Annotated in this window: 25 protein-coding genes, 1 tRNA gene, 1 pseudogene and 1 riboswitch; of the genes and pseudogenes, 5 read left to right on the top strand and 22 right to left on the bottom strand. The window is 72.9% G+C overall.

The features are described 5' to 3' along the window. Window positions 1-96: 96 nt before the first annotated feature. From RISW2_RS04600 to thiD, 10 genes are read right to left on the bottom strand one after another with little or no spacing between them, the layout of a single operon-like run. Window positions 97-834, bottom strand: a complete 738-nt coding sequence (locus RISW2_RS04600) for an ABC transporter permease (protein WP_043767237.1) — start codon at window positions 832-834, stop codon at window positions 97-99. Then, entirely contained in the window at window positions 831-1,556 is a 726-nt protein-coding gene (locus RISW2_RS04595; RefSeq protein WP_043767235.1) for an ABC transporter ATP-binding protein, read from the bottom strand. The genes RISW2_RS04600 and RISW2_RS04595 overlap by 4 nt, the downstream gene beginning before the upstream one ends. After that, the gene (gene tenA / locus RISW2_RS04590) at window positions 1,553-2,224 is read right to left on the bottom strand and encodes a thiaminase II (RefSeq protein WP_043767233.1); all 672 of its coding nucleotides are present in this window, start codon (window positions 2,222-2,224) and stop codon (window positions 1,553-1,555) included. Before tenA ends, RISW2_RS04595 begins: the two co-directional genes overlap by 4 nt. Next, the gene (locus tag RISW2_RS04585; RefSeq protein ID WP_043767231.1) at window positions 2,221-3,162 is read right to left on the bottom strand and encodes an ABC transporter substrate-binding protein; all 942 of its coding nucleotides are present in this window, start codon (window positions 3,160-3,162) and stop codon (window positions 2,221-2,223) included. The genes tenA and RISW2_RS04585 overlap by 4 nt, the downstream gene beginning before the upstream one ends. Continuing rightward, window positions 3,159-4,157, bottom strand: coding sequence for a HesA/MoeB/ThiF family protein (locus RISW2_RS04580; RefSeq protein ID WP_211238664.1), 999 nt, complete (start codon window positions 4,155-4,157; stop codon window positions 3,159-3,161). The genes RISW2_RS04585 and RISW2_RS04580 overlap by 4 nt, the downstream gene beginning before the upstream one ends. Then, window positions 4,154-4,750 (bottom strand): thiamine phosphate synthase, encoded by a 597-nt coding sequence (locus RISW2_RS04575; RefSeq protein ID WP_043767228.1) that lies wholly within the window; start codon window positions 4,748-4,750, stop codon window positions 4,154-4,156. Before RISW2_RS04575 ends, RISW2_RS04580 begins: the two co-directional genes overlap by 4 nt. Beyond that, window positions 4,747-5,520, bottom strand: coding sequence for a thiazole synthase (locus tag RISW2_RS04570; RefSeq protein WP_043767226.1), 774 nt, complete (start codon window positions 5,518-5,520; stop codon window positions 4,747-4,749). The genes RISW2_RS04575 and RISW2_RS04570 overlap by 4 nt, the downstream gene beginning before the upstream one ends. A gap of 1 nt (window position 5,521) precedes the next feature. Next, window positions 5,522-5,719 (bottom strand): sulfur carrier protein ThiS, encoded by a 198-nt coding sequence (gene thiS / locus RISW2_RS04565; RefSeq protein WP_043767224.1) that lies wholly within the window; start codon window positions 5,717-5,719, stop codon window positions 5,522-5,524. Beyond that, window positions 5,697-6,680: an FAD-dependent oxidoreductase gene (locus RISW2_RS04560; protein ID WP_043767222.1), complete on the bottom strand. Its 984-nt coding sequence runs from the start codon at window positions 6,678-6,680 to the stop codon at window positions 5,697-5,699. The genes thiS and RISW2_RS04560 overlap by 23 nt, the downstream gene beginning before the upstream one ends. Next, window positions 6,677-7,480, bottom strand: a complete 804-nt coding sequence (gene thiD, locus RISW2_RS04555) for a bifunctional hydroxymethylpyrimidine kinase/phosphomethylpyrimidine kinase (RefSeq protein WP_043767220.1) — start codon at window positions 7,478-7,480, stop codon at window positions 6,677-6,679. Before thiD ends, RISW2_RS04560 begins: the two co-directional genes overlap by 4 nt. Before the next feature lie 67 nt (window positions 7,481-7,547). After that, window positions 7,548-7,648, bottom strand: a riboswitch (TPP riboswitch). Between the two features lie 259 nt (window positions 7,649-7,907). Between thiD and RISW2_RS04550 the strand changes: the two genes are divergently transcribed. Beyond that, window positions 7,908-10,076 carry an endonuclease gene (locus RISW2_RS04550; RefSeq protein WP_051491798.1) on the top strand — a complete coding sequence of 723 codons (2,169 nt, stop codon included), beginning with the start codon at window positions 7,908-7,910 and terminating at the stop codon, window positions 10,074-10,076. A gap of 3 nt (window positions 10,077-10,079) precedes the next feature. On the opposite strand, the gene RISW2_RS04545 is transcribed toward RISW2_RS04550, so the two are convergent. The 8 genes from RISW2_RS04545 to paaG all read right to left on the bottom strand — a co-directional run bounded on the left by RISW2_RS04545 (window position 10,080) and on the right by paaG (window position 18,516). Continuing rightward, window positions 10,080-10,553, bottom strand: a complete 474-nt coding sequence (locus RISW2_RS04545; protein WP_043767218.1) for a CYTH domain-containing protein — start codon at window positions 10,551-10,553, stop codon at window positions 10,080-10,082. After that, window positions 10,553-11,296 carry a ParA family protein gene (locus RISW2_RS04540; protein WP_043767216.1) on the bottom strand — a complete coding sequence of 248 codons (744 nt, stop codon included), beginning with the start codon at window positions 11,294-11,296 and terminating at the stop codon, window positions 10,553-10,555. Before RISW2_RS04540 ends, RISW2_RS04545 begins: the two co-directional genes overlap by 1 nt. Further along, window positions 11,293-12,792: a CHAD domain-containing protein gene (locus tag RISW2_RS04535; protein WP_051491797.1), complete on the bottom strand. Its 1,500-nt coding sequence runs from the start codon at window positions 12,790-12,792 to the stop codon at window positions 11,293-11,295. The genes RISW2_RS04540 and RISW2_RS04535 overlap by 4 nt, the downstream gene beginning before the upstream one ends. Before the next feature lie 139 nt (window positions 12,793-12,931). Next, window positions 12,932-15,274, bottom strand: coding sequence for a Tex family protein (locus tag RISW2_RS04530; RefSeq protein WP_043767214.1), 2,343 nt, complete (start codon window positions 15,272-15,274; stop codon window positions 12,932-12,934). 67 nt (window positions 15,275-15,341) lie between these two features. Beyond that, on the bottom strand, window positions 15,342-15,941 hold the full coding sequence (locus tag RISW2_RS04525) for a TetR/AcrR family transcriptional regulator (protein WP_043767212.1): 600 nt from the start codon (window positions 15,939-15,941) through the stop codon (window positions 15,342-15,344). A 6-nt stretch (window positions 15,942-15,947) separates the two neighbouring features. Further along, the gene (gene paaK / locus RISW2_RS04520; RefSeq protein WP_043767210.1) at window positions 15,948-17,255 is read right to left on the bottom strand and encodes a phenylacetate--CoA ligase PaaK; all 1,308 of its coding nucleotides are present in this window, start codon (window positions 17,253-17,255) and stop codon (window positions 15,948-15,950) included. A 26-nt stretch (window positions 17,256-17,281) separates the two neighbouring features. Beyond that, window positions 17,282-17,671 carry a hydroxyphenylacetyl-CoA thioesterase PaaI gene (paaI, locus tag RISW2_RS04515; RefSeq protein ID WP_051491796.1) on the bottom strand — a complete coding sequence of 130 codons (390 nt, stop codon included), beginning with the start codon at window positions 17,669-17,671 and terminating at the stop codon, window positions 17,282-17,284. Window positions 17,672-17,727: 56 nt separating this feature from the next. Next, window positions 17,728-18,516 carry a 2-(1,2-epoxy-1,2-dihydrophenyl)acetyl-CoA isomerase PaaG gene (gene paaG / locus RISW2_RS04510; RefSeq protein ID WP_043767206.1) on the bottom strand — a complete coding sequence of 263 codons (789 nt, stop codon included), beginning with the start codon at window positions 18,514-18,516 and terminating at the stop codon, window positions 17,728-17,730. A gap of 170 nt (window positions 18,517-18,686) precedes the next feature. Between paaG and RISW2_RS04505 the strand changes: the two genes are divergently transcribed. Next, a complete protein-coding gene (locus tag RISW2_RS04505) occupies window positions 18,687-20,360 on the top strand; it encodes a thiamine pyrophosphate-dependent enzyme (RefSeq protein ID WP_043767205.1) in 1,674 nt (557 codons plus the stop codon). Here the strand turns inward: RISW2_RS04505 and RISW2_RS04500 are convergent. Continuing rightward, window positions 20,357-21,076 carry a Hint domain-containing protein gene (locus tag RISW2_RS04500; protein ID WP_162164310.1) on the bottom strand — a complete coding sequence of 240 codons (720 nt, stop codon included), beginning with the start codon at window positions 21,074-21,076 and terminating at the stop codon, window positions 20,357-20,359. The genes RISW2_RS04505 and RISW2_RS04500 overlap by 4 nt on opposite strands. Window positions 21,077-21,414: 338 nt before the next feature. Here RISW2_RS04500 and RISW2_RS04495 point away from each other — a divergent pair, with 338 nt between their 5' ends. Continuing rightward, window positions 21,415-23,379, top strand: coding sequence for a bifunctional 2',3'-cyclic-nucleotide 2'-phosphodiesterase/3'-nucleotidase (locus RISW2_RS04495; protein WP_043767203.1), 1,965 nt, complete (start codon window positions 21,415-21,417; stop codon window positions 23,377-23,379). 65 nt (window positions 23,380-23,444) lie between these two features. Beyond that, a tRNA-Arg gene (locus tag RISW2_RS04490) sits at window positions 23,445-23,521 on the top strand. Window positions 23,522-23,994: 473 nt separating this feature from the next. Here the strand turns inward: RISW2_RS04490 and RISW2_RS25605 are convergent. Then, window positions 23,995-24,108, bottom strand: a pseudogene (locus RISW2_RS25605) (winged helix-turn-helix transcriptional regulator); the annotation flags it as partial. Window positions 24,109-24,519: 411 nt separating this feature from the next. Beyond that, window positions 24,520-25,398: a LysR family transcriptional regulator gene (locus RISW2_RS04475; RefSeq protein WP_043767199.1), complete on the bottom strand. Its 879-nt coding sequence runs from the start codon at window positions 25,396-25,398 to the stop codon at window positions 24,520-24,522. Between the two features lie 241 nt (window positions 25,399-25,639). Here RISW2_RS04475 and bla point away from each other — a divergent pair, with 241 nt between their 5' ends. Next, window positions 25,640-26,470: a class A beta-lactamase gene (gene bla / locus RISW2_RS04470; RefSeq protein WP_244437507.1), complete on the top strand. Its 831-nt coding sequence runs from the start codon at window positions 25,640-25,642 to the stop codon at window positions 26,468-26,470. 9 nt (window positions 26,471-26,479) lie between these two features. On the opposite strand, the gene RISW2_RS04465 is transcribed toward bla, so the two are convergent. Then, a complete protein-coding gene (locus tag RISW2_RS04465) occupies window positions 26,480-26,683 on the bottom strand; it encodes a SlyX family protein (protein WP_043767195.1) in 204 nt (67 codons plus the stop codon). Window positions 26,684-26,713 lie beyond the last annotated feature (30 nt).

The following is a 26,713-nucleotide window of genomic DNA, read 5'->3' as shown; positions in this document are numbered from 1 at the left end:
TCGTCCTCGTCTGGGTCTGCGGGGCCCGCGACATGCGGGTCCCCTCGGCGGGCACCTTGGGGGCGGACGGCTGGGGGAGTCCATGCGCAAGGCGGCTCAGCGTTCGCGTCGCCTGAGCAGCCAGTCGGCGCCGAGGTCCACCGCCCGGTGCAGCGCCAGCGTGAAGACGGCGAGCACGGCCAGGGCCGCGAACATCAGGTCGATCTTGGCGCGCCCGTTGGCCAGCAGCATGAGGTAGCCGAGCCCTTTCGACGCGCCGACCCATTCGCCGATGATCGCGCCGATGGGGGCGTAGACCGCGGCGAGGCGCAGGCCCGACAGGAAGCCCGGCAGCGCCGCGGGGATGCGCAGGTGCCAGAGCGTGCGCCACTTGCCCCCGCCCATGACGCGGGCAAGGCGGTCCCAGCCCTCGGGGGTGCGCATGAGCGCGTCGAAGAAGCTCGACGTCACCGGGAAGTAGATGATGAGGAGCGCCATGGCGATCTTCGAGCCGAGCCCGTAGCCGAACCAGAGCGTGAGGATCGGGGCGAGCGCGAAGACCGGCACCGCCTGGCTGAAGACGAGGATCGGGCGCAGCGTCCGGCGCGCCCAGGCGCTGGCGGCGAGCCCCACGGCCGAGATCCAGCCGAGCGCCGCGCCGAGCACGAGCCCCGCGAGCACCTCGGTGATGGTGACGAGCGCGTTCTCGGCGATGAGCGCGCGGCTTTCCCAGAGCGTGCTGGCGACGCGCGCGGGCGCGGGAAGGATGAAGTTCGGCATGGCGAACGCCGTCACCACGCCCTGCCAGATCAGCAGCATCAGCGCCGCCGGCACGAGGAGGCGCAGCGCGTTCATGCCGCACCGTCGAGAAGGAGGCGCGTCAGGCGGCCGGTCGCGGCCAGCGTCTCGGGCGCGTCGGGGGCGCGGGGGGCGGGCGCCTCGGGCGGGGCGACCGGGTGGATGCCCGCCCCGGTCATCACGAGGATGCGGGTGCCGAGGCGCGCGGCCTCGGCGGCGTCGTGCGTCACGTGCAGGACCGTGCGCCCGGCGAGCCGGAGCGCGGCGAGGTCCTGCATGCGCGCCCGCGTCGCCGCGTCGAGCGCCGAGAACGGCTCGTCGAGCAGCACGACGGGCCGGTCCTCGACCAGCGTGCGGGCGAGGGCGGCGCGCTGGCGCTGGCCGCCCGACAGCGCGCCGGGCTTGCGGTGGGCGAGCGCGGAGAGGCCGACCTGGTCGAGGACGGCGGCGACGCGCGCGGGATCGGCCCGCTCGCCGCGCAGCCGGGCGCCGAGCGCGGCGTTCCCGGCCACGTCGAGCCAGGGCAGGAGGAGGTCAGATTGCGCCATGAGCGCGACGCGGCCCGCGAGCGGCGCGCCGTCCGTGGCCTCGGCCCGGCCGTCGAGGTCGACGGCGTCCGCGATGCCCGCGAAGAGGTGCAGGATGGTGGACTTGCCGACGCCCGAGGGGCCGAGAAGGCAGGTCCAGCCGCCCGCGGGCGCCTCGAGCGACAGCGGCCCGAAGACGCGCCCGCCGCCGATCCGCGCGCTGCCCTCGAGGACGAGGCCCGGGGCGGTCACGGGGCAAGCCCCATGTCCCAGAACCCGACCTCGAGCCGCGTGGCGGTGCGGAAGGTCGCGCAGAGCCTCTCCCAGCGCGGGCTTGCCGCGGGATCGGGGCCGAGCGCGCGAGCCGCCGCCCCGTCGATGAGCGCGCCCACGTCGGCGCAGACCTGCTGGTAGTCCGTGCCCGCATAGGTGTCGATCCACGCCCCGTAGGACGCGCCGGGGGCCGCCGGCGCGAGCCGTGCGCCGATCTCGCCGTAGCCCAGGACGCACGGCGCGAGCGCCGCGAGCAGGTCGAGGAAATCGCCGGAATGTCCCGCATCGAGCACATAGCGGGTATAGGCGAGGTTCTCGGGCCGTTCCTCGGCCGCGGCGAGCGTCGCCGCGTCGATGCCCGCTTCGGCGCAGGTGGCCACGTGCAGCCGCATCTCGTCGTCGATGAGCGCGTGCACCGTGCCCGCGCAGATGCGCATCTCCTCGATCGTCGCGGCCTTGGTCACGGCGAGCGCCCAGGCGCGGGCGAAGTGCACGAGGAACAGGTAGTCCTGCACGAGGTAGTGCAGGAACGCCGCCCGCGGCAGCGACCCGTCCCGCAGCCCCTCCACGAAGGCGTGGCGCACATAGGCGTCCCAGTGCGGCGCGGCGGCGGCGCGCCAGGCGGGAAAGACGCGGCCGTAGCTCATGGCGCGTCGCCGAGGTCGAGGGCCAGGTCCGACACCGGGCGTTCCTCGGGGATGAGGCCCGCCGCCTGCAGGAACGCGCCGAACCGGGCGTAGCGGCCGTGGTCGAGCGCCGCCGGCCGGAGCGCGAAGCGCGGGATCGTGTCGTGCCAGGCGCGCGCGTTCAGCTCGTCGTCGAGTTCGGTCGAGGTCGCGGCGAAGATGTCCCACGATTCGTCGGGATGGTTCACGATGTACTGCGTTGCGCGCTCCGTCGCGGCGAGGAAGCGGGCGATCTTGTCCGCGTCCATGGTGTCGGGATTGGCCACGTAGATCAGCTCGTCATAGGTCGGCAGGCCCTCTTCCTCGACATAGAAGCAGCGGCCCGGCACGCCCTCGATCGCCATCTGGTTCAGCTCGAAGTTGCGGTACGCACCGATCACCGCATCGACCTGCCCGGACATCAGGGCGGGCGAGAGCGACCAGTTGACGTTCACGAGGTCCACGTCGTCGAGCGACAGCCCCGCATGGTCGAGGAGCGCCGACAGCATCGCCTCCTCGACGCCCGCCACGGAATAGCCGATGCTGCGGCCCGCGAGGTCGGCGACCTCCCGGACCGGGCCGTCGTCGAGCACGAGCAGGCAGTTCAGCGGCGAGGCGATGAGCGTGCCCACCCGTTTCAGGGGCAGGCCCTCGGCCACCTGCAGGTGCAGCTGCGGCTGGTAGGACACCGCGAGGTCGGCGCGCCCCGCGGCGGCCATCTTGGGGGGATCGGCCGGATCGGCGGGCGCGATCACCTCGACGTCGAGACCCGCCTCCTCGAAATAGCCGAGTTCCTCGGCAAGGACGATGGGGCCGTGGTCCGGGTTCACAAACCAGTCGAGGATCAGGGTCATCTCGTCCTGCGCGGCCGCCGGAGCGGCGGCAAGGGCGAGGATCAGGGCGGCGGCGGCACGTTTCATGGCGCGTCTCCTTGGGGGGTGTCTTCTTGGGGACCCGCGTCGCCCAGCGCGACGAGGACGATCTCGCCCGGCCAGTGCGGCGCGAGGCGTTCGGCCGCCTGCCAGGCGCGCAGCCCGCTGCGGCAGCAGAGGACGGCGCGCGCGTCGCAGGGGGCGAGGCCCTCCGCGACGCGCGCGACCTCGAGGCGCAGGGCGCCGGGATGCGCGAGCGGCCCCTCGTCGGGCCGGCGCAGGTCGACGACCACGTCGTCCGCGCGGATGTCGGCCGCGGCGATGAAGCCGTGGCGGCGCGCGGGTTCCTCGGCGCCCGCGAAGCCGAAGCCGCCGAAGCGATGCGCGGCGGCGTCGTAGCTCACCAGCCGGCCAAGGGGCGAGGGCGCCATGCCGGCGAGCGCCGCCACCGCCATCTGCGCCTGCAATGCGCCGATCACGCCCACGACGGGACCCAGGACACCGTCCTCGGCGCAGGAGCCCATCCGCTGCGGCAGGTCGGGAAAGACCGCGCGGAGCGACGGCGCCCCGCCGCAGAACCCGCCGGCATAGCCCTCGAGCCCGATCACCGAGGCGTGGATCAGGGGTAGGCCGCGCGCCGCGCAGAGGTCGGAAAGCGTGTAGCTCGCGGCGAAGCTGTCGGCGCAGTCGAGGACGAGGTCCGCCTCGCGGGCCAGCGCCGCGGCATTTGCCGGGTCGAGGCGCGTCACCACCGGGTCGATGCGGACGGCGGGGTCGAGCCGCGCCAGCGTCGCGGCCGCCGCGGTGGCCTTGGGCGTGCCGATGTCGTCCATGCGGAACAGCGTCTGGCGGTGCAGGTTGCTTTCCGCGACGCGGTCGTCGTCGACGAGGGTGATCGCGCCCGCGCCGGCACCGACGAGGTATTGCAGGACCGGCGCGGCCAGGCCGCCCGCGCCGACCACGAGCACGCGCGCGGCGGCAAGCCGTGCCTGCCCCTCCGCGCCGAAGCCCGGTACCCGAAGCTGGCGGGCGTGCCGCGTCATCGCGTGACCCCCATCCATTGCCGGATGCGCAGCTCGGGGTCGCGGGCGCGGGTGATGTCGGTCACCACCGACACGATGTCGGCGCCGGCGGCAAAGGCCGCGGGCGCGCGTTCGACGCTGAGCCCGCCGATGGCCACGAGGGGGATGTCGCCCACGCGGGCCTTCCAGTCGGCCACCCGGTCGAGGCCCTGGGGGTCCCACTTCATCTCCTTGAGGATGGTGGGCCAGACAGGGCCGAGCGCCACGTAGTCCGGCGAGAGCGCCAGCGCCCGGTCGAGCTCGGCCGCGTCGTGGGTCGAGAGGCCGAGCCGCAGCCCCGCGGCGCGGATGGCGTCCACGTCCGCGGTGTCGAGGTCCTCCTGCCCCAGGTGCACCCAGTCGCAGCCGAGCTCGATGGCGAGCCGCCAGTGGTCGTTCACGACGAGTGTCGCGCCCGCCGCGCGGCAGAGGTCGCGCGCCTCGGCCAGCTGGGCGCGCAGCGCGTCCCCGTCCGCGTCCTTGATGCGCAGCTGCACGAGCGTGACCCCGAGCGGCAGGGCGCGGCGCAGCCAGTCGGGGTGGTCGAAGATCGGGTAGAACCGGTCGAGCCTCATCCGAGCACCGCCAGTCCCAGAACCGGGGTCGAGGGGGCCGCCATGTCGCGCGGCTCCATCGGGTCGGCCTCGCGGGCGAGGCGGCCGGCCTCGAGCGCGCGGGCGAAGCCTTCGGCCATCGCGGCCGGATCGCCGGCCCGCGCGACCGCGGTGTTGAGGAGCACCGCGTCGAAGCCCAGCTCCATCGCCTGCGCTGCGTGGCTCGGCAGGCCCAGCCCCGCGTCGATCACCATGGGCACGTCGGGGAACTGCGCGCGCAACGTGCGCAGGCCGTAGACGTTGTTCAGCCCGCGGCCGGTGCCGATGGGCGCGCCCCAGGGCATCAGCACCTCGCAGCCGGCCTCGAGCAGCCGCCCGCCCAGCACGCCGTCCTCGGTCGTGTAGGGAAAGACGCGAAAGCCGTCCTCGGTCAGGATGCGCGCGGCCTCGACCAGCCCGAACGGGTCGGGCTGCAGCGTGTCGGCGTGGCCGATCACCTCGAGCTTGATCCAGTCGGTGTCGAACAGCTCGCGCGCCATATGGGCCGTGGTCACCGCCTCGCGCACGGAATGGCATCCGGCGGTATTGGGCAGGACCGGCAGGCCCAGAGCGCGGATCATCTCCCAGAACGCGGTGCCCGCGCCCTCGCCGCCGGCCTCGCGGCGCAGCGACACCGTCGCGATGCCCGCGCCCGAGCGGCGGAACGCGTCCTCGAGCACGCGGGGCGAGGGATATTGCGCCGTGCCGAGCATCAGGCGCGAGGCGACGTGGGTTCCGTAGAATTCGGGCATCTCAGCCTCCCTGCCGGGGCGCCAGCACCTCGATCCGGTCGCCGTCGCGCAGCGCGTGGCCGGCGCGGGCCGGGGCGGGTACGAAGGTCTCGTTCACCGCCGTCGCGACGCGCGCGCCGCCATAGCCGAGCTCGTCCAGCGCCGGGCCCAGCGTCTCTGCCACGATCTCGCGCGGCTCACCGTTCAGCGTGATTCTCATGCATCCTCTCCGTCGCGGCCTGCCCGGTCACGTGGTCCGCCGCACGCCGCGCGAGCGCGGGCGCGAGCAGGAAACCGTGCCGGAAGAGGCCGTTCACATGGATCGTGTCGCCCCGCGCGACGACGCGGGGCAGGTTGTCGGGGAAGGCGGGGCGCGCATCGGCGCCGAGCTCGAGGACCTCGGCCTCGCCGAAGGCCGGGTCGAGCGCGTAGGCCGCGCCGAGAAGCTCCACCGCCGAACGCAGGCGCACGGGGCCGCGCGCGCCGCTCTCGATCTGCGTGGCGCCCAGCATGAACACGCCGTCGCCGCGCGGCACCACGTAGAGCGGGTGCCGCGGATGGAGGAGCCGCACCGGCCGCGACAGGCTCACCTCGGGCGCGCGCAGGACCGCCATCTCGCCCCGCACGCCGCGCAGGTCGGGCAGCGCGTCCCGGGCGGCGAGCCCGCGGCAATCGATCACCCGGGGCCCCGGCGTGCCCTCGCGCGCGATGGTGACCCCGCGGCGGGCGAGGCCCTCGACCAGCGCCCGCAGCGCCCGGCGCGGGTCGAGATGCGCCTCCGTGCGGAAGTGCAGCGCGCGGTCGAAGCGCTCGGCGACCTGCGGTTCGAGCGTTGCGAGCCCCGCCCGGTCGAGCGCCGCGTGGCCCTCCGTGCGCCGGCCGAAGCGGTCGAGTTCCTGCCGGTCGCGGCCGAGCGCCACCACGAGCGAGCCGTTGCACGTCACTTCGGCGCCGGCCCGCGTCCACCATTCCGCGGCCTCCTGACCCATGGCCACGACCGTCGCCTCGGCGGTCTCGCCCTCGCAGAAGGGCGCGAGCATGCCGCCGGCCCACCACGAGCAGCCATGCGCGCCGGGCCCGCCCGCGGGATCGACCACGCGCACGGGCACGTCCCGCGCCACAAGTTCGGTCGCCACGCAAAGACCCGCGACGCCCGCGCCGAGAATGGTGACCGTGCTCATGTCCAGACCTCGTGGAAATGGTGCACCGGACCGTGGCCGCTGCCCACCTCGAGCCGGTCCGCGGCGGCGATCGCGCCGTGCAGCCAGCGATGCGCCCGCGCGACGGCGGCGTGCGGCGAACTGCCCCGCGCCATGTTGGCTGCGATGGCGGAAGACAGCGAACAGCCGGTGCCGTGGGTGTTGCGGGTCGCAAGGCGCGGCGCCTCGAAGGTGGCGACGCCGTCCCGGGTCACGAGAAGGTCGGCGCACCGCGCGCCCGCGCCGTGCCCGCCCTTCATCAGCACCGCGCGCGGCCCGAGCGCGCAGAGCGCGCGGCCCTGCGCCGCCGCCTCGTCGGCGGTGCGCGCAGGCGCGGTGCCGAGGAGCCGCGCGGCTTCGGGCAGGTTCGGTGTCAGGAGCGCGGCGCGGGGCAGGAGCCGGTCGGCCAGGGCCGCGACCGCGTCGTCCGAGAGAAGCGCGTCACCCGACTTTGCCACCATGACCGGGTCGAGCACGATCGGCCCAGCGAAGCGGTCCAGCGCGTCCGCCACCGCCGCGACGATCGCGTCATCGGCGAGCATGCCGATCTTGACCGCGCCCGCACCGATGTCGTCGAGGACGGATGCGATCTGTGCCGCGACAAGCGCGGGCGCGAGCGCCGCGACCGCCTGCACGCCGAGCGTGTTCTGCGCGGTCACCGCGGTGATGGCCGTGGAGGCGTAGACGCCCATCGCCGAGGCCGACTTGATGTCGGCCTGGATGCCGGCGCCGCCGCCGCTGTCGCTGCCCGCGACGATCAGGAGTTTCGCGATCCCGCCCATGCCGTCGGCGTTCCTCGGTTGCGGGGCACGTGCCGGGGCGGGGAAGGGTCTGGCGCGATGGGCATGCGCCGGATCGGTCTCCGTTCCCTACGCCGGCATTGCCCGGATCAGGTTCGATGGGTTGGCGTCGCGCCTCTCAGCCCCTCACGGGCACCCCAACGGAAGTGAGGGGAAACGTAACGTCGCCGCCGCACCGCATCAAGGGGGCGTGCGCACACGCGCCGCGGGACGGCCCCGGGGGTCATGCAATCCGGACTGGTCTTTTGGCGGCGGGCTGGCATGCTGGACCCCATTGAAGAGCCGACCGATCATTTTCACACACGGGATTTCCAGCCATGCGCTTCGCAGCGACCACTGCACCGCCATCTGTCCGGTCCCTCCGCCCCGCGCCGCCCCGCGCGCGGCCCTGCTGACGGGAGGGCGCGCCATGGGACATGTGGGGGACACGCGCGGCACCACGGTCGTCTGCGGGCCGGACCCCTCCGGCGAGACGGTCTGCCGCTTCGTCGCCGACGTGAAGGAGGTCGAGGCAGCCGCGGCCGGTGGCGATCCGGCGCGGCTCAACGCGCTCGACGACCTGCCGCGCTACGTGACCCGGCTCGTGCAGCTCGGCCGGCCCGACCTTGCCGCCGACGTGGTGCGGGAAGCCGGGCGCGACACACCGCCCGAGCGCTCGGTGCTCGAGCGGGTGATCGAGCAGAACGAACTGATGGCGGTCGCCTTCTTCGCCCGCGGCATGATCGCGAGCCGCGCCGTGGGCCGCGTCGTCGTCCGCGACGGGGCAGGGCGTGCGCGCGATTACGGCACCGGGTTCATGGTGTCCTCCGAACTCCTGATGACCAACCACCACGTGCTTCCCGACGCGCAGAGCGCGCTGCAGAGCGTGATCGAGTTCGATCATGCGCTGGGTCTCGACGGCCAGCCGATGCCGAGCCTGCGGTTCCGGTTCCAGCCCGGGCGGTTCTTCGAGACGGCCAGAACGCTCGATTTCACGCTCGTCGCGGTCGAGCCGGTGAACGATGACGGCGTCGCGCTAGCCTCGCGCGGGTGGATCCACCTCATCGCGGAATCGGGCAAGGCGATCGTCGGCGAGCCCATCAACATCATCCAGCATCCGGGCGGCGAGCGGCAGCAGATCGCCATCCGCGAGAACCGCGTGGTGCGGGCCGAGGACGATTTCCTGGTCTACTCGACCGACACGCGGCGTGGATCGTCCGGGGCGCCCGCGCTCAACGACCAGTGGCAGCTTGCCGCGCTGCACCATGCCGGCGTGGCCGAGATGCGCGACGGCGTCGAGGTGCGCCGCGACGGGCAGCTCTACCGCGAGGGCATCGACGATCCCGAGTCCATCCGCTACGTCGCCAACCGCGGCATCCGCGTCAGCAGGATCGTCGCAGAGATGGAGGCGCGCGACCTTCCGGCCGGACACCGCGCCATGTTCGAGGCGGCCAAGCGCCCCGCTCCGCTCGCCGAGCTCCTGTCGGGCGTGCTGGGCGGCGTCGCGCCGGCGTCGCTGTCGGGTGTCCCCGCGGGCGGCCTCGCGCCGGTCGTGGGCGGGTCACCCGCGATCGGCCCCGACGGTGCCGTGCGCTGGACGCTGGAAGTGCGCCTCGGCCCCGCGTCCGGCGTCCCCGCCGCGCCGTTGCCGCCCGCGCGCGCGCCGGAGCCATCCGCGGAGAGCCTGTTCGATCCGCGCGGCCCCTACCTCGACGAGGGGGCCGACGCCGCGGCGGCTGCGGCCTACTATGCCGGCATCGATCCCGAGGCGGGCCCGTCCGCGCTGTTCGCGGCGCTGCACGACCGGCTGCGGCAGACGCACACCCACGTCCTGTCCTACGCCGCGGCGCGACATGACCACCTCTACCCGTGGATCGACCGGCACGAGGACCGGGCGTTGCGTTCGGTCTATTCCGACGCGCCGATGCCCGAGGAGCTGTTCGTGGCCGAGCGCATGGCGCTGCGCGCGGCGCTTGTCCGCACGGCACGGGCGGAAGGCACGCAGGTCGAGGCGCTGGGCGCAGCCTCGCTCGAGGCCGCGGATGCCGCGCTCGAGGCGACGATGACCTTCAACGCCGAACACGTGGTGCCGCAATCGTGGTTCGAGGGCGCCGCCGAGGCGCGGGCGCAGAAATCCGACCTGCACCACCTCTTCGCCTGCGAGCCCGAGTGCAACAGCTTCCGCTCGAACATCCCCTATTCCGAGTTCACCGAGGAAGAGGAGCGCAGGATCGCCACCTCGGCCGCGGGGGCCCTCGAGGCGCTGCGCGATCCGACCGTCGAGGCCGTCCGCCCGATGTGCGGACTGAGGGACGGGCGGAGGTTCGAGCCTGCGGCGGGCAAGGGCGCGGTGGCGCGCGCGACACTCTACTTCGTGCTGCGCTATCCGGGCATCGTCGGCGACGTGAAGTCCGGCAGCCGGCGGGAATTCCTGAAATCCGACCTGCCGATCCTGCTCGACTGGGCGCGGGCCGAGCCGCCCTCGCGGCACGAGCGGCACCGGAACTTCTGGATCGCCGAGGTGCAGGGCAACCGCAACCCGCTGATCGACCGGCCGGACTGGCTCGACCGGATCGCGTTCGCGGACGGCTTCGCCTGACGTTCAGCCCTGCGGCGGGCCGTCGAGCGCCATGACGCGGTTGCCGTAGGCCGCGTCCTCGGTGACGTCGGCGCCGAACCAGTCGGGCGGGACGAAGGCGCGCGCGGCGTCGAGGTCGTCGAACTCGACCTCGACCAGCACGAGCGGTGCGTGACGGCCCTCGAACACGTCGAGCTCGAAGGTCGTCCCGCAGGGCAGCGTGCCGGTCCAGCGCGTCTTCTCGATCCGCCGGCCCTCGGTCGCGGGCCAGAGCGTGTCGAAGGCCTGCGCGTCGATCAGGGTCTCGCGTTCCTCGCGGGCGAGCCCCGCGCCGCCGCGCTTCAGCGTCAGGAGCCGCTTGTCGCCCTTGGCCCTGAGCCTCAGGTCGACCGAATCCGTGGGCAGCGTCAGGTAGCCCTGCCGGATCGGCACCGCTCTCGCGCCGGAGAGGTCGGGCATCCGGGCCACGCGGAACTTGCGCTCGATCTCCACGGCCATCAGAGCCGCTCCGCCACCGCGCGCCAGAGCGCGTCGTAGGCCTCGGTCGCGGGCGAGGACTTGGCGAAGGTCGCCACCGGGGCGCGGTGCACGCCCATCTTCTCGACCTCGGTCGAGAACGGCACCGTGACGTCGACGAAGCGCTTGGGATGCGCCTTGCGCAGCCGTTCCGCGGTCTCGGCGTGCAGCTTCTTGGTCGCCTGCGCCATGGAGAAGAAGGCGACGATCTTCTTGCGCGGCAGCTTCTCGTCGCGGAAGAAGTCGACGAGCTGCTCGAAGGTGCGCTCGGACAGGGTCGTCGGGATCACCGGCACGACGACGGCATCCGAGGCGCGGAACACGTTCTCTGACAGCGCCGAGATGTTGGGCGGGCAGTCGAGCAGGACGACGTCGTAATCGCCCTGCGCCGCCTTCAGCGCCTTCTTGAGGCGCGAGCGCGAGTTCTTCATCCGCGACAGGAAGATGTCGAAGTCGCGGAAGCTCATGTTCGCGGGCAGGATGTCGAGGCCGTCGAAATCGCTGCCCCGGATCGCGTCGGTGAAGCGTTTCACGTCGGTGAAGAAGCGGTCGTCGCCGAGCTTCTTCGACGGCTTCACGCGGAAGTAGAAGCCCGACGCGCCTTGGGGGTCGAGGTCGCACAGGAGCACCCGCCGCCCGGCGCGCGCCAGCGCGTGCGCGAGGTTGACCGAGGTCGCCGTCTTGCCGACGCCGCCCTTGTTCGAATAGCAGGCCACGATCTTCATGCTGCTTCCTTTCCGCGGTGGAACAGGTCGGCAAAGCCCGCCCGGGTCTCGGGGCTGTCGAAGGCGGCGAAACTCGACGCGACGCGCGCGCGCCCTTCGGCCTGACGCTGGGCGAGGACGGTCAGAAGCGCGCCGATGCTGGTCGCGATCTCGATCCGCGCCGCGCCGCGGCGGGGAAGCCTCTCGAGGACCGCCCGCAGCGCGTCCTGCTGGACCGCGGCGTCGTTGAAGGCGCCGAGCGTGTCCTGCAGCCCCTTCAGCGCCTTGACCAGCGGCTTGACCTCGGACGGGCCGAAGACGGGCGCGAAGAATTCCATGAGGTAGCGCAGCTTCTTGCAGTGGATGCGCAGCGCGTGCACCTCTTCGTCCGGCGTCGCGTCGTCGATGCGCGCGGCGCGCTTGCAGACCTTGCGGTAGCGGCTCCAGATCAGGTCCTGCGCGAAGGGCGCGACGGGCACATCTGCCGCCGGGCCGGGCTTCAGCCGCTTCGCGCTCGCGAGGAGCGCCTCGAGCGCCGCCGCCTCGCGCGCGTAGTCGTCGCTCTCGAGGTGGCGGGCGAGCGCCGCCTGCGCCGCCGCGCGTTCCTTGGCGAAGTCGTCGAAGAGCGCGACGATCCCCGGGCGCAGCGCCTCGGGCACCATCTCCATGTACCGGTCGCGGTCGAGGAGGTGCACGTCCAGGTCCCTGAGCGGGCCCGTCGGCGCCATCAGGGCGCGGAAGCGGTCCTTGAGCCGCGTGGTGTCCTTCTCGGACCAGACGCCCGTGAAGAGCGACACGACCGAGCGGACCTTGCGCAGGTTCACCCGGTAATCGTGCAGGAACTCGGTGTCATGGTCGGCCACGATGCCGCGCTCGTTGGCGCGGGCCACGGACAGGTGGGTGCGGGCGAGAAGCGTCGCCGCCTTGCGCGCGGGCATGTCGGCGGCGATGTCGACCGGAGGCTTGGCGGTGTAGCGCATCGCGGGAGGCCGCAGCGCCGTCAGCGCCGCCTCGGGATCGCCCAGAGGGTCGAGTGCCGCGCGCAGCCGGGCATGGGGGCGGTCGTAGCCGCGCAGCGGCGACAGCGTCAGGACGGTCGCGCTGCCATGCCCGGTGGAGACGGCGCAGACCGCGACGCGGACCAGCGTCTTTCCCTCGTCGTCGATCAGCGCCATGGCCTGCCGCGCGAGCGTCGCGTCGGCCACTGGGATCAGCCGGCGCAGTGCCGGCACCCGGGGTCTGAGCGCGGCGGTGACCGGACCCTCGTTCATGTCCTGCACGAAGCCCGGCTCCGCGTCCGCCTGGTGCACCGGCCCTTCGGGCAGGCCCACGAGCCAGAGCCCGTCGCCGGCTGCGACGAGCAGGAGGCCGGCCGCCGCCAGCGCCCCGTCAAACGTGTCGTGCAGCGTGGCCGGCGCGCGCTCCTCGTCGCCGCGCGGCACCACCCGCGCCTTGCCGACGCCGACGCGGCGGAGCGCCGCGCCCCCGGCGCCATCGGTGATGAACGTCTCGCTCATGTGGCGATCCCGTGAAACATGTCCCGCGTGGTCCCTTGCCCGGAATCCGCGCTCCGACGGAGGCGGTTCAGAACGCCGCAAAATTCCAGAAAACGCCGCAAAGTGCAACGGTTCCGCAGCGAAACGTCCCGCGAGAGGCTCAGCGCCGGCGTTCCATCGCCGCCCGCAGGGCGTCCGCCATGGCGCCGCCGCCGGTGTCGTCCTTCTTCGGGGTGCGCCCGGGCGTGCCGCCGCCCTTGGGGCCATTCGGCGGCGGGCGGGTGTCCTTGCCGGGCGCCGCGCGGGCGCCGGCCTCGCGCGGGGCGGACTGCGCCGCGCCCCCGTCCTTGCGCATGCTGAGCCCGATGCGCTTGCGCGGCACGTCGACTTCGGTCACGCGGACGCGCACCACGTCGCCGGCCTTCACCACCTCGTGGGGGTCCTTCACGAAGCGGTCGGCGAGCTGGCTGATGTGCACGAGCCCGTCCTGGTGCACGCCGATGTCGACGAAGGCGCCGAAGGCCGCGACGTTCGTCACCGTGCCCTCGAGCGACATGCCGGGTCGCAGGTCCTTGATGTCCTCGACCCCGTCCGAGAACTTCGCGGTGACGAAGTCGGGCCGCGGGTCGCGGCCGGGCTTTTCCAGTTCCGACAGGATGTCGCGCACGGTGGGCAGGCCGAACGTGTCGTCGACGAAGTCCTCGGCCGAAAGGCCGCGCAACGCCTCGGGGGCTCCCATGAGGGCGCGGATGTCGCGCCCGCAGGCCGACACGATGCGGCGCGCCAGCCCGTAGGCCTCGGGGTGCACCGCCGAGGCGTCGAGCGGTTCCGACCCGTCGCGGATGCGCAGGAAGCCCGCGCACTGCTCGAATGCCTTGGGACCGAGCCCCGGCACCTTGAGCAGCGCCTTGCGCGTGGCATAGGCGCCCGCGGCGTCGCGGTGGGTCACGATGGCCTGCGCGAGCGCTGGCCCGAGCCCCGCCACGTGCGCCAGAAGCGGCGCCGAGGCGGTGTTGAGGTCGACGCCCACGGCGTTCACCGCGTCCTCGACCACGCCCTCGAGCGCCTTGGCGAGCCGCTTCTGGTCGACGTCGTGCTGGTACTGGCCGACGCCGATGGACTTGGGCTCGATCTTCACCAGCTCGGCGAGCGGGTCCTGCAGGCGGCGCGCGATCGAGACGGCTCCGCGCAGGCTCACGTCGAGGTCGGGGAACTCCCGCGCGGCCAGTTCGGAGGCGGAATAGACCGAGGCGCCGGCCTCGGACACGATGACCTTGGTCGGCGTCGTCGCCGAGGCCGGCAGCCGTTTCAGCGCCTCGGCGACGAAGCGCTCGGTCTCGCGGCTCGCCGTGCCGTTGCCGATGGCGATAAGCGTGACGTCGTGGCGCGTGATCAGGTGCAGGAGCGCGGCCTCCGCCCCCTGCACGTCGCGCCGCGGCGGGAAGGGGTAGAGCGTGTCGGTGGCGACCAGCTTGCCGGTGGCGTCGACGACTGCGGCCTTCACGCCCGTGCGCAGTCCCGGATCGAGGCCGAGCGTCGCCTTGGCCCCGGCGGGCGCGGCCAGAAGCAGGTCGCGCAGGTTCCGGGCGAAGACCTTGATCGCCTCCTCGTGGGCGCGGGCCCGCAGCTCGGACATGAGATCGACATACATGCTGAGCGACAGCTTGACCCGCCAGGTCCAGCTTGCCACGTCGCGCAGCCACCTGTCGCCCGGCGCGTCGCCGGTCGCGCCGAGCGCCGCGCGCACCATGCCCTCGGCCTGCGGCGCGCCGGTCTCGGGATCGGGCGCGATGTCGATGGTCACGACCTCTTCCTTGGAGGCGCGCAGGATGGCGAGCGCGCGGTGCGCGGGCATGTCCTTCCACGCCTCGCGGTGGTCGAAATAGTCAGAGAACTTAGCGCCCGCCTCCTCCTTGCCGGGCGCCACGCGCGCGGTCACGAAGGCCTCGCGCTGCATGAAGCCGCGCAGCCGGCCGAGGAGGTCCGCATTCTCGGCCAGTTCCTCGGCCAGGATGTCGCGGGCGCCGTCGAGTGCTTCCTTCGTGCCCGGAACCGCCGCGCCGACATAGGCCTCGGCCAGCCGCGCGGGCTCGGCGGACCGGTCGGCGAGGATCGCGCGCGCGAGCGGCTCGAGACCGTTCTCGCGCGCGATGGTCGCCTTGGTGCGGCGCTTGGGCTTGTAGGGCAGGTAGATGTCCTCGAGCGTCGCCTTGGTCTCGGCGCCCGCGATGGCCCGCTCGAGTTCGGGCGTCAGCCGGTCCTGGTCGCGGATCGACTTGAGGATCGCGGCGCGGCGCGCCTCGAGCTCCCGCAGGTAGCCCAGCCGGTCGGCGAGCGTGCGCAGCTGCGTGTCGTCGAGCCCGCCCGTCACCTCCTTGCGGTAGCGCGCCACGAAGGGAACCGTGGCGCCGCCGTCGAGGAGCTCGGTCGCGGCGGTGACCTGCCGGGGCGTCGCCGCGATCTCTGCGGCGATGGTGCGGGCGATCCTCTGTTCGGTGTCCAAGCGCGCGTCTCCTTCTGTCCCGGAGACGCCGTGATAACGCCCGCCGCGCCATGCGCCAAGGGGGCGGTCAGCCGACGCCGCCCACCCCGTCGAGGATGAGCGCGGTGGCGAGGTCGGCATAGTCCTCGCGGCTGACCGGGCCGTCGTCGCGGAACCACATGTAGACCCAGTTCAGCATGCCGAACAGCGACATGGTCACGGGCATCAGGAGGTGCCGGCTGTCCGCGCCGAGTGCCGGCCGGATCGTGCCGATGCAGTCGGCGAAGCGGCGCACGATGCGCCGCTCGATCGCGGTCAGCGCGGCCTGCTGGGCGTCGGTCAGCGCGGTCCCGGCGTTCAGCTGGACCTTGTGCTGGTCGTCGGCTCCCCGGTACGCGTCGAGCACGGTCATGACGAGCGCCCGCAGCCGCTGCCGCGGCGGCAGGTCCGGGTCGTCGGCCCGCACCAGCGCGGTGTCTAGCGCCTCGAGATGGGTCGCGATGACCGCGTAGATCAGCGCGTCCTTCGACGGGTAGTAGTGGTAGAGAAGCGACTTCGACACGCCCGCCGCCGCCGCGATCTGGGACATGGACGCCTTGTCCATGCCTTGCGTGGCAAAGACGCGGGCCGCATCGAGCAGGAGCCCGTGGCGCTTTGTCTCGAAATCCGAGGCGCGGGTGCGGGCCATGGGCCGTCAGCTGCCGCGGTTGTCGACGACGCGCCTGGCCTTGCCCTCGGACCGCGCGACTCCGCCCGGGTCGTGAACCACCACGCGCGTCGTGACGCCCACCACGGATTTCACGTGGTGCGCGAGCTCGCGCGCAGACGCCGCACGGGCATCCTCCGCGCCGTGCGTCCCAAGGCACTCGACATGCACGCACATCGCGTCCATGCGGCCCTCGCGCGTGAGCTCGATCTGGAAATGCGGCGCCAGTCCCGCGCATTTCAGCAGCTGCTCCTCGATCTGGGTCGGAAAGACGTTCACGCCGCGCAGGATGATCATGTCGTCCGACCGCCCGGTGACCTTCTCCATCCGCCGCATGGAGCGTGCGGTGCCCGGATGCAGGCGCGTCAGGTCGCGGGTGCGGTAACGCACGACCGGCATGCCTTCCTTGGTGAGCGTGGTGAACACGAGCTCGCCCAGTTCGCCGTCGGGCAGCACGGCGCCGGTCTCGGGGTCGATCACCTCGGGGTAGAAGTGGTCTTCCCAGATGTGCAGGCCGTCCTTCGTCTCGACGCATTCGTTGGCGACGCCGGGGCCCATGACCTCGGACAGGCCGTAGATGTCGACCGCGTGCATGTCGAAGGCCTGCTCGATCTCGGACCGCATGGCGTTGGTCCAGGGCTCGGCGCCGAAAATGCCGACCTTCAGCGAGCTGGCGCGCGGGTTGCGGCCCTGTCGGCGGTACTCGTCGAGGATCGACAGCATGTAGGAGGGCGTCACCATGATGATGTCGGGGCGGAAGTCCTCGATCAGGGTGACCTGCCGCTCGGTCATGCCGCCCGAGACCGGCACCACGGTGCAGCCGAGCTTCTCGGCGCCGTAATGCGCGCCGAGCCCCCCGGTGAAGAGCCCGTAGCCGTAGGAGACGTGCACGATGTCGCCGGGGCGACCGCCGCTCGCGCGGATCGAGCGCGCGACCATGCTCGCCCACATCTCGACATCGGCGGCGGTGTAGCCCACGACCGTCGGCTTGCCGGTCGTGCCGGACGAGGCATGGATCCGCGCGATGCGCTCGCGCGGGACCGCGAACATGCCGAACGGATAACTGTCGCGCAGGTCCTGCTTGGTGGTGAAGGGGAACTTCGCGAGATCTGACAGCGTCGTCAGGTGGTCCGGGTGCACGCCCGCCGCGTCGAAGCTGTCGCGGTAGAACGGCACGTTGTCGTAGGCGTGGCGCAGCGAGCGCTGCATGCGCTCGAGCTGCAGCGCCGCGATCTCGTCCCGGCTCGCGACCTCGATCGGGTCGAGGCTGTCGCGCGGCGGCGTCAGGTCCTTCATGCTGTCTCCTCCCTTGCGAACCCGGCTCAGCCTCCGGGCAGGATGTCCTTGTCGAGGCTGCGCGACTGCCCGCGGAACTCCGCCAGCGGGGTTCCGTCCTCCCGGGAGACGCGCACGTCGTAGAGGCCCGACCGGCCCGCGCGCGCGACCTCGCGCGCCGTCGCCGTCAGGATGTCGCCCACCGCACCGGGGCGCAGGTAGGTGATGCTGTTCGACTGCGCGACCGTCACCTTGCCGTAGGTGTTGCAGGCGAACGCGAAGGCCGAATCGGCCAGCGTGAAGATGTATCCGCCGTGGCACATGCCGTGCCCGTTCGCCATGTCGGGCCCGACCGCCATGGTCAGCACCGCCTGACCGGGCGTCACCGAAACGAGGGCCATCCCGAGCGCGCGGCTGGCGCGGTCGTCGGCCCACATGGCGGCGGCGCACGCCTCGGCCAGCGCCTGAGGGTCGTCTGCCGGCCGGTCCACGCTCAGCGCCCGACAAAGCGCGCCGGGCGCTTCTCGAGGAAGGCGGTCACGCCCTCGGCATAGTCGGCGCTGCGCCCGGCGCGCGCCTGCGCGTCCCGCTCGGCGTCGAGCTGCGCCTCTAGGCTGCGGCCCGGTGCCTCCTGGATCAGTTTCTTGGTCAGGCCGAGCCCGAGCGTCGGGCCGGCGGCGAGCCGCGCGGCGAGCGCGCGCGCCTCGTCCATGAGCGCGTCGTCGTCCACGACCTTCCAGATCAGGCCCCACCGGGCCGCATCCTCGGCCGAGATCGGCTCGCCCGTCAGCGCCAGCGCCTTGGCGCGCGCCTCGCCCACGAGGTGGGGCAGCGTCCAGGTGCCGCCCGCGTCGGGCACGAGGCCGATCTTGGCGAACGCCTCGATGAACCGCGCCGACCGCGCCGCGAGCACGAGGTCGCAGGCGATGGCGACGTTGGCGCCCGCACCGGCGGCCACTCCGTTCACCGCGCAGATGACGGGCTTCGCCAGGCCGCGGATGCGTTTCAGGAGCGGGTTGTAGTAGGTGTCGAGTGTCCGGCCGAGGTTCGGCGGCTCGGTCCACTTTCGCGGGTCGCGGTTGCCGAGGTCCTGCCCGGCACAGAAGCCGCGCCCGGCGCCGGTCACCAGGACCGCGCGCACGCCGTCGTCGGTGGCCGCGCGGTCGAACCCGGCACGCAGCGCGACGTGCATGTCCTCGTCGAAGGCGTTGAGCTTTTCGGGGCGGTTGAGCGTCAGCGTCAGGACGCCGTCCGCGAACGCGCATAGAACCGTGTCGGTCATTGTCTCCTCCCGTTCCGGTGCCGGAACGGGAATTGGATCGCATAGACCGTCCGGTCGGTCAATGAATTTGCAACCTTTGCGCGTCCGCCCGCGCAGGACAGGTTCCTGTCCGGCGGCGGAGCGTCTAGGCTGGCGCGGCACTGCGCAGGACAGAGACGGGAGCGATCGAGATGGACGGATCGAAGACGGCGGCGACCAGAAGCGGCGGACGCATCCTCGTGGACCAGCTGCTGGTCCATGGCGCGCGCTGCGGCTACTGCGTGCCGGGCGAGAGCTATCTCGAGGTGCTCGACGCGCTCTACGACGTCTCGGACCGCTTCCGGCTCTACAACGCGCGGCACGAGGCGGGTGCCGCCGACATGGCCGAGGCCTACGGCAAGCTGACCGGGCAGCCCGGCATCGCCTTCGTCACGCGGGGGCCCGGGGCCTGCCATGCGGCCATCGGCGTGCACATCGCGCAGCAGGATTCGACGCCCATGATCCTCTTCGTGGGGCAGGTCGGGCGCGACACCCGCGACCGCGAGAGCTTTCAGGAGATCGACTACCGGGCGATGTTCGGGTCCATCGCCAAGTGGGTGGCCGAGATCGACGATGCGCGGCGCGTCCCCGAATACATCGCGCGGGCGTTCCGCGTCGCCATGTCGGGCCGGCCGGGCCCGGTGGTGCTGGCGCTGCCCGAGGACATGCTGACCGACCGCGTGGCGGTGGCCGACGCGGCGCCGGCGGTTCCCGCGCGGCCCGCCATGGATGCGGCGCAGGCCAAGGCCGTCGCGGCGGCGCTGCGCGACGCCCGGCGCCCGCTCGTCATCGCGGGCGGGCCCGGCTGGGCGGATGCCGACGCCGAGGCGCTGCGCGCGCTGGCCGAGGCGAACGGCCTGCCGGTGGCGGTGTCGTTCCGGCGGCAGGACGCGATGGACCACCGGTCGGACAGTTACGTGGGCGAGTTCGGCACCGGCGTCGCGCCCTCGCTCGTGGCCGCGGTGGCCGAGGCCGACGTGCTGCTGGTCCTCGGCGCGCGGCTGGGCGAGATCACGACGCGCACCTACACGACCCTCTCGGCGCCGACGCCCGCCCAGCGGATCGTGCACGTGCACGCCGACGCCGACGAGATCGGCCGCGTCTACGCGCCGGCGCTGGGCGTCGCGGCACATGCGCCGTCGGCGGTGGCGGCGCTGTCGGCGCACCGGCTCGCCCCCGATGCCGAGCCCGACTGGTGCGCCCGGCTGCGCGACGCGCATCTCGAGGACATCCGCCCGCCCGAGCATGATTTCCCGCTCGACATGGGCGCCGCGATGGCGTGGCTGCGCGAGGCGCTGCCGCGCGACGCGGTGGTGACGCTCGATGCCGGCAACCATACCGGCTGGCCACAGCGCTTCCTCGCCTTCGGGCGGCCGGGTCGGCAGCTCGGCTCGACCTGCGGGGCCATGGGCTACGCGGTGCCGGCGGCGGTCGCGGCCTCGCTCGAGGACCCCGCGCGCACCGTCATCGCCTGCGTGGGCGACGGCGGCTTCATGATGAGCGGGGCGGAGCTCGCCACCGCGGCGCAACACGGCGCGCGGCCCATCGTGCTCGTCTTCAACAACGCGACCTACGGCACGATCCGCATGCACCAGGAGCGCGAGCACCCTGGCCGCGTCTCGGGCACCGCCCTGCGCAACCCGGATTTCGGCGCGCTCGCCGCGGGCTACGGGGCGGCCTATGCGCGGGTCGCCGCGACGGCGGAGTTCGCGCCGGCCCTCGAGGCGGCGATGGCCGAGGATCGCCCGACGCTGATCGAGCTCGTCACCGACCCCGAGCGGATCTCGACGCGCGCGACCATCGCGAAGCTGCGCGGCGGCAGCTAGGCGCGGGCACCGGGCGCGGCGAGCAGCCGCGCCTCGTGCCGCCGCAGCGTGGGCCGCGCGCTGGCATGCGCGGCGCGGCCCGCCGCTGTGGCAAGCTCGGGAAAGATCGCGAGGAGCTCGCGCCGCTGCGCATCCGCGAGCGCGCCGAGCGCGCGGTCGCCCGGCTGGAAGCTCTCGGTCCAGAGGTCGTCGCTCATCACCACCTCGTGGCGCTCGAACATGAAGTGCACGTAGCGCACCGGCCCGGCGGGCGCGCGGCTCACGCCCCGCCGGCCGACGAGGTGCAGCGCCGGCACCAGCATCTCGGTCTCGCCGAAGAGGAGCTGCGTGTCCGCGCCGCCGACGAGCACCCGGTGCTGCGGCGAGACCTGCATGTCGCGGCTGGGCCTTCCCGGGCCGAAGGCGTCGCGGGCGATGTGCACGGGGCGGAGATCCGGCTCGGCCACCGTCGCGGCGGCATCGAGACGGCGCGCGCCCGTCCATCGCACCGCCTGGAAGCCGTGGTCGCGGGTCAGGACGCGGTCGTCCGCGGCGATGTCCTCGACCGGGACCGTGCCGCGCGCGGTCTTGATGCCCGTGCCGGGGGTGAAGCACATGATCCGCGTGCGCGGTGCCACGCCGCGCGTGGCTGTCCCCTCGGCCGTCGTCTCGGTGAACGTGATCGCGGACCCGTCGCGGGCGACCTCGCCCCCGGACCCGGCCGGCCGGTCGTCCATCCCGTCAAGTTCCTGCGCCGCACACATCGGCATCCCCCGAACACACACCACGCGCGGCCCAGTTCCGGACCGTCACGCACCCGGGTGACACCCACGAGGAAGGCGTCCGCCCCTTGCACCCACTGGCGGCTCCGGTCCCACATGGCCGGCCGCCCGTCCGCACACCATCGCGGACGCCGTCATCCTCGCGCGTCAGCGCGGCCGATCTGGGGTGTCTCCGTGGTGGAACTGCGGCGTTTCGCGGCCGCGAACGGTCGATGCCCGGGGCAGGGGGAACCGCGGCGTTGACACCGCCCGGCGGGCGGTATCGGAATGGCCCCACCACAAGGAGGTCCGAGATGTCCCGGTTCACCCGACGCACGTTCCTTGGCACCGGCGCAGGCACGGCGGCGCTTGCCCTGCTGCATCCCTATTCGGCCCGCGCGCAGGCCGGGCAGGTGCACCTGCGCCTGATGGAGACCACGGACCTGCACGTGCACGTCTACCCCTACGACTACTACGCCGACCGGCCGCTCGACACGGTGGGTCTCGCGCGGACGGCGGCGCACGTGGCGGCGATCCGGTCCGAGGCGACGAACGCGCTGCTCTTCGACAACGGCGATTTCCTGCAGGGCAACCCGATGGGCGACTACATCGCCTACGAGCGGGGGATGGACACCGGCGAGATGCACCCGGTCGTCGCGGCCATGAACGCCGTGGGCTACGACGCGGGCACGCTCGGCAACCACGAGTTCAACTACGGGCTCGACTTCCTCGAGCGCACGCTGGCCGGCGCGGAGTTCCCGGTCGTGTCGGCCAATGTGGTGACCGACAGGGGCGCCGATCCCACCGCCGACACGACCCTGGTGCCGCCCTACGTGATCCTCGAGCGCGACCTGACCGACGGCGCGGGCGAGACGCACCGGATCCGAATCGGCGTCATCGGCTTCGTGCCGCCGCAGATCATGAACTGGGACCGTCAGCACCTCGAGGGCCGGGTCGTGACGCGCGACATCCTCAAGGCCGCGCGCGCCCTCGTGCCGCAGATGCGCGCCGAGGGCGCCGACATCGTCCTCGCGCTGTCCCATTCAGGCATCGGCGCGGCCGGGCACGAGGAGGGGATGGAGAACGCCTCCGTCCCGCTCGCGGGTCTCGACGGGATCGACGCGATCATGACCGGGCACAGCCACCTCGTCTTTCCCTCGGCCGATTTCGAGGGGTTACAGGGCGTCGATGTCGCGGCCGGCACGCTGCTCGGCACGCCGGCGGTCATGGCAGGCTTCTGGGGCAGCCATCTGGGCGTCATCGACCTGATGCTCGAGCGCGACGGCGAGGGATGGCGCGTGGCCTCGAGCGAGAGCAGCGTGCGCCCGATCTACGAGCGCGGCGAGGACCGGGCCGTGACACCGCTCGTCGACGGCGTGCCGGAGGTGCTGGTAAGCGCCGAGGAGGCGCACGCGGCGACGCTCGCCTATGTGCGCCGGCCGGTGGGGCAGAGCACCGCGCCGCTCCATTCCTATTTCGCGCTGGTGGCGGACGACCCCTCGGTGCAGATCGTGGCGAACGCGCAGCGCTGGTACATCGACCGGATGATGCAGGGCACGGAACATGCGGGCCTGCCGATCCTGTCGGCGGCGGCCCCGTTCAAGGCCGGCGGCCGCGGCGGCCCGGACTACTACACCGACGTGCCCGCGGGGGACGTGGCGATCCGCAACGTCGCAGACCTCTACCTCTATCCCAACACGGTGCGGGCGGTGCGCATCACCGGCGCGCAGGTGCGCGAGTGGCTCGAACGGTCGGCCGGCATGTTCAACCGCATCGCGCCCGGCGCGGTGGACGCGACGCTCGTCAACCCGGACTTCCCGTCCTACAATTTCGACGTGATGGACGGCGTCGCCTACCGCATCGACCTGTCGCAGGCCGCCCGCTACGATTCGGACGGCGCGCTGGTCGCGCCCGAGGCGCACCGGATCGTCGACCTCACCTTCGACGGCGCGCCGATCGATCCCGCGCAGGACTTCGTCGTGGCCACCAACAACTACCGCGCGGGCGGCGGCGGCAGCTTTCCCGGCGCGTCGCCCGAGACCACGATCTTCGAGGCGCCGGACACCAACCGCGACGTGATCGTGCGCTACATCGTCGAGCAGGGGACGATCACGCCCTCGGCCGACGCGAACTGGCGCTTCGCCCCGATGCCGGACACCACCGTCCTCTTCGACACCGGCCCCGCCGCGGCGGGCTACCTTTCCGACGTGAAGGGCGTCGACATCGAGGAGACCGGCGAGACGATCGACGGCTTCGCCCGCTTCCGCATCCGGCTCTGAGCGGGACCCGCGCGGGCGATTTTCCCGAGACATCCCCGCGCGGCTTTGCTAGGACCCGGCTCGGCGGCCCCGTGGCTCAACTGGATAGAGCAGCCCCCTCCTAAGGGGCAGGTTGCAGGTTCGAATCCTGCCGGGGTCACCATTTCCTGCGCAGCATCCCCGTTCGACCCTAGGCCTCGTGCTTTTCCGGAAGGTGGAAGAGGCCAAGGAAGGTGCGGAGCGCCTGGTGCTCGCCGGTGACGCGCACGCCTGCGGCCTCCGGCTCGGCGCCGCCGTAGAGCAGGGCGGCGAGCGGCGGAGCGCACGGGGCGTCGAAGGCGAGGTCCGGGGCCTCGGGGGGATGCCGCGCGTGACGGTGAGGACGCCGTCGGAAACGCCTGCGGCGAAGCGTGCGGTGCCGATGGCGAAGGCCGCGTCGCAGCGCAGGGCGCGTGTCCCTGCGGCGTCGAGCATCGTGCGCAGGGACAGCATGAACGAGACCGCCGACAGCGGCAGCGTCGGGTCGTGGCGTGGTAACGCGGCCGCCCAGCGGCCGATCTCGAGGGGATGGGTTCGGCCGCGTAGCCCCCACTCCGTCAGCCCGTAGAGCTGCGCGAGCGCGGGCTCCGGCGCGGTCGAGCGGTGCACCACGCCGCGCGCCTCGAGAACGCCGAGCCGCTCGGTCAGCAACTTCGCGCTGATCCCGGGCAGGCTCGTGCGGATTTCGGAGAAGCGGCGCGGCCCGAACATCAGCTCGCGCACGACCAGCAGCGACCAGCGCTCGCCCACGACCTCGAGGCCGGCGTGTCGTGGTCCGCGCTGCGCCTGCCCGCCGTCGAGGCGCGGGTCGCCGAGGCGTCGGCGCGTCTGGGGGATGCCGAGTGGTTCACCGGCAGCTTCACCGCGGGCGACCTGATGATGATCTCGGTCCTGCTGGCGATCGAGGGGTCGGCACTGCTCGCCGCGCATCCGAACCTCGTATCCTGCGTGTCCTACGTCTCCCGCGGGACGGCGCGCCCGGCATTCCGGCAGGCGCTCGCCGACCAGATGGCGGGTTTCACTGGGCATCCGCCGCCGGGCGTCGCGGTCGCGGCGGCGGGGGCGGGCGAGGTCCGGGACGGGACCGCACGCCTATCGTGAGCCCGACTTGCCGCGGGGGTCTCACGCCGCGGCGGCGGCCACCCTGAGCCAGTCCAGGAAATCCGCCTGGGCGGACGTCGGCGGCCGGTCCGCGGGCCAGGTCGCGTGGTAGCCGCCCGCGTCGACCGCGGTGTCGAAGGGCGCGACCAGCCGGCCCGCGCGGATCCGCGATCCGAACATGGCGACGGGCAGGAGCGCCACGCCGAGGCCGTCCGCCGCGACCTCGGCCAGCGCGATCGAGGAATCGAAGACCGGACCGGCGAGGCGCGGGCAGGCGGCGCCGGCCTCCGCGAACCAGCGCGGCCACTCGTCCGAGCGGTAGCTGCGCAGGAGCTCCTCGCCCGCGAGGTCGTCGGGGCGTCCGAGCCGCGCCGCGACAGACGGTGCGCAGAGCGGGGCCAGCGGCGCCTCGGTCAGCGGTTCCGAGGCGAGCCCGTCCCAGCGGCCGCGCCCGAACCGGATCGCCATGTCGAGCCCCTCGCGCAGGATCTCGACCCGGTTGTTGTTGGTCGAGATCCGGAGGTCGACCAGGGGGAACCGGCGGCGGAAATCGTCGAGGCGCGGCAGCAGCCAGCCCACGGCGAAGGTCGTGACGACGCCCACGTGCAGGACCTCGACCTGCCGGCGGCCGGTCACCGCGTCGAGCGTGCGCGCCATCGCGTCGAAGCCCGCCTCGAGCACCGGGAAGAGCGCCTTGCCCTCGTCGGTGGGCACGAGCCCGCCCGAGGTCCTGAGGAACAGCTTCGTGCCGAGCAGGTCCTCGAGCCGGCCGATCTGGTGGCTGACCGCGGCCTGCGTGACGCGCAGCTCGATCGCCGCGCGGGTGAAGCTGCCCTGCCGCATGGCGACCTCGAAGACACGCAGCGCGTTCAAGGGGATGTCCGGTCGATCCACGCTCATTACCCTGGCTGATGGCCCGCCTGAGGATTTCTCGTTTGTGCGGCCCGCGTCCAGTATCTAGGTCTCTGGGGCGCATCCTCCGATGCGTGTCCCGCAGGAAATCGCCGGGCCGGCCAGGGTCCGCGGCGGCGCAGACGGCGCCGCCCGGCCCGTGCCGTGCCGCGCGCCCAAGACCGAGGTATCCCGAATGCTTTTCCACCTGTCCGTCCTGCCGCGTGTCGCGGCAGGTCTCGCCCTTTGCATGCTTGCGATCACCCCCGCCCGCGCCGACGACGCCGCCGACCGGCTCGCCCTGACGGTCCGGCAGATCGAGGACAGGCTCGATGCGCGCGTGGGCGTGGTCGTCCGCGACAGTGCCACCGGCTGGTCCTGGGGCCACAGGGCGGACGAGCGGTTCCTGATGAACAGCACGTTCAAGGCGCCGCTCTGCGGGGCGCTCCTCGCCCGCGTGGATGCGGGCGAGACGACGCTCGACACGGCGCTGCCGGTGACGGCCGCGGACATGGTCGACCACGCGCCCGTCACCGAGACGCGGATCGGCGCGACCATGACGCTCGACGCCCTCTGCCGCGCGGCGGTGGACATGAGCGACAACCCGGCCGCGAACATCGTGCTCGACCACGTCGGCGGGCCGGAGGGCTTCACGTCCTTCCTGCGCGGCATCGGTGACGGCACCACCCGGCTCGACCGGACCGAGCCCGGGCTGAACACCTATGCCGCGGGAGATCCGCGCGACACCACGACGCCCGCGGCGATGGTCGCAACGCTGGAGCGGCTGCTGCTGGGCGATGCGCTGTCCGCCGCCGCGCGGGCGCGCCTGACCGGGTGGATGACACCCGGCAGCGTGACCGGGGCCCTGCTGCGCGCGCACACGCCCGAGGGATGGCACGTGGCCGACAAGTCCGGCGCCGGCCGCGTGACGCGCAACATCGTCGGGATGGTCACGCCGCCGGGGGCCGCGCCCCACCTCGTCGCGATCTACCTGTCCGAGGCGGAGGTCGACTTCGCCACCCGCAACGCCGCGTTGTCCGAGCTTTCCGCCGCGGTCGTTGCGGTCATCGCGGCGCGCTGAGGCGCGTGCCTAGTAGTGGGGCGGGCGTTCGTCGCCGTAGACGTGGCCGCCCGACCCATCAGCCTCGCGTTCGGCCTCCCGCTGCATCAGACGGGCGACCCGTGCGGTCAGGCGCGCGATCTCGGTGTCCTGCCGCGCGACCACGTCCGACAGGTCGTCGACCTGGCGGATCAGGTGCGCGAGGCGTTCCTCGAGGTCGGGGGTGTCGGGCATGGGCGGGCTCCCGCGGCTGGGTCGTTCCGG

The sequence above is a fragment of the Roseivivax isoporae LMG 25204 genome (assembly GCF_000521865.1).
GTDB classification, from domain to species: domain Bacteria; phylum Pseudomonadota; class Alphaproteobacteria; order Rhodobacterales; family Rhodobacteraceae; genus Roseivivax; species Roseivivax isoporae.
This window is presented reverse-complemented; position numbering and strand designations above follow the sequence as displayed.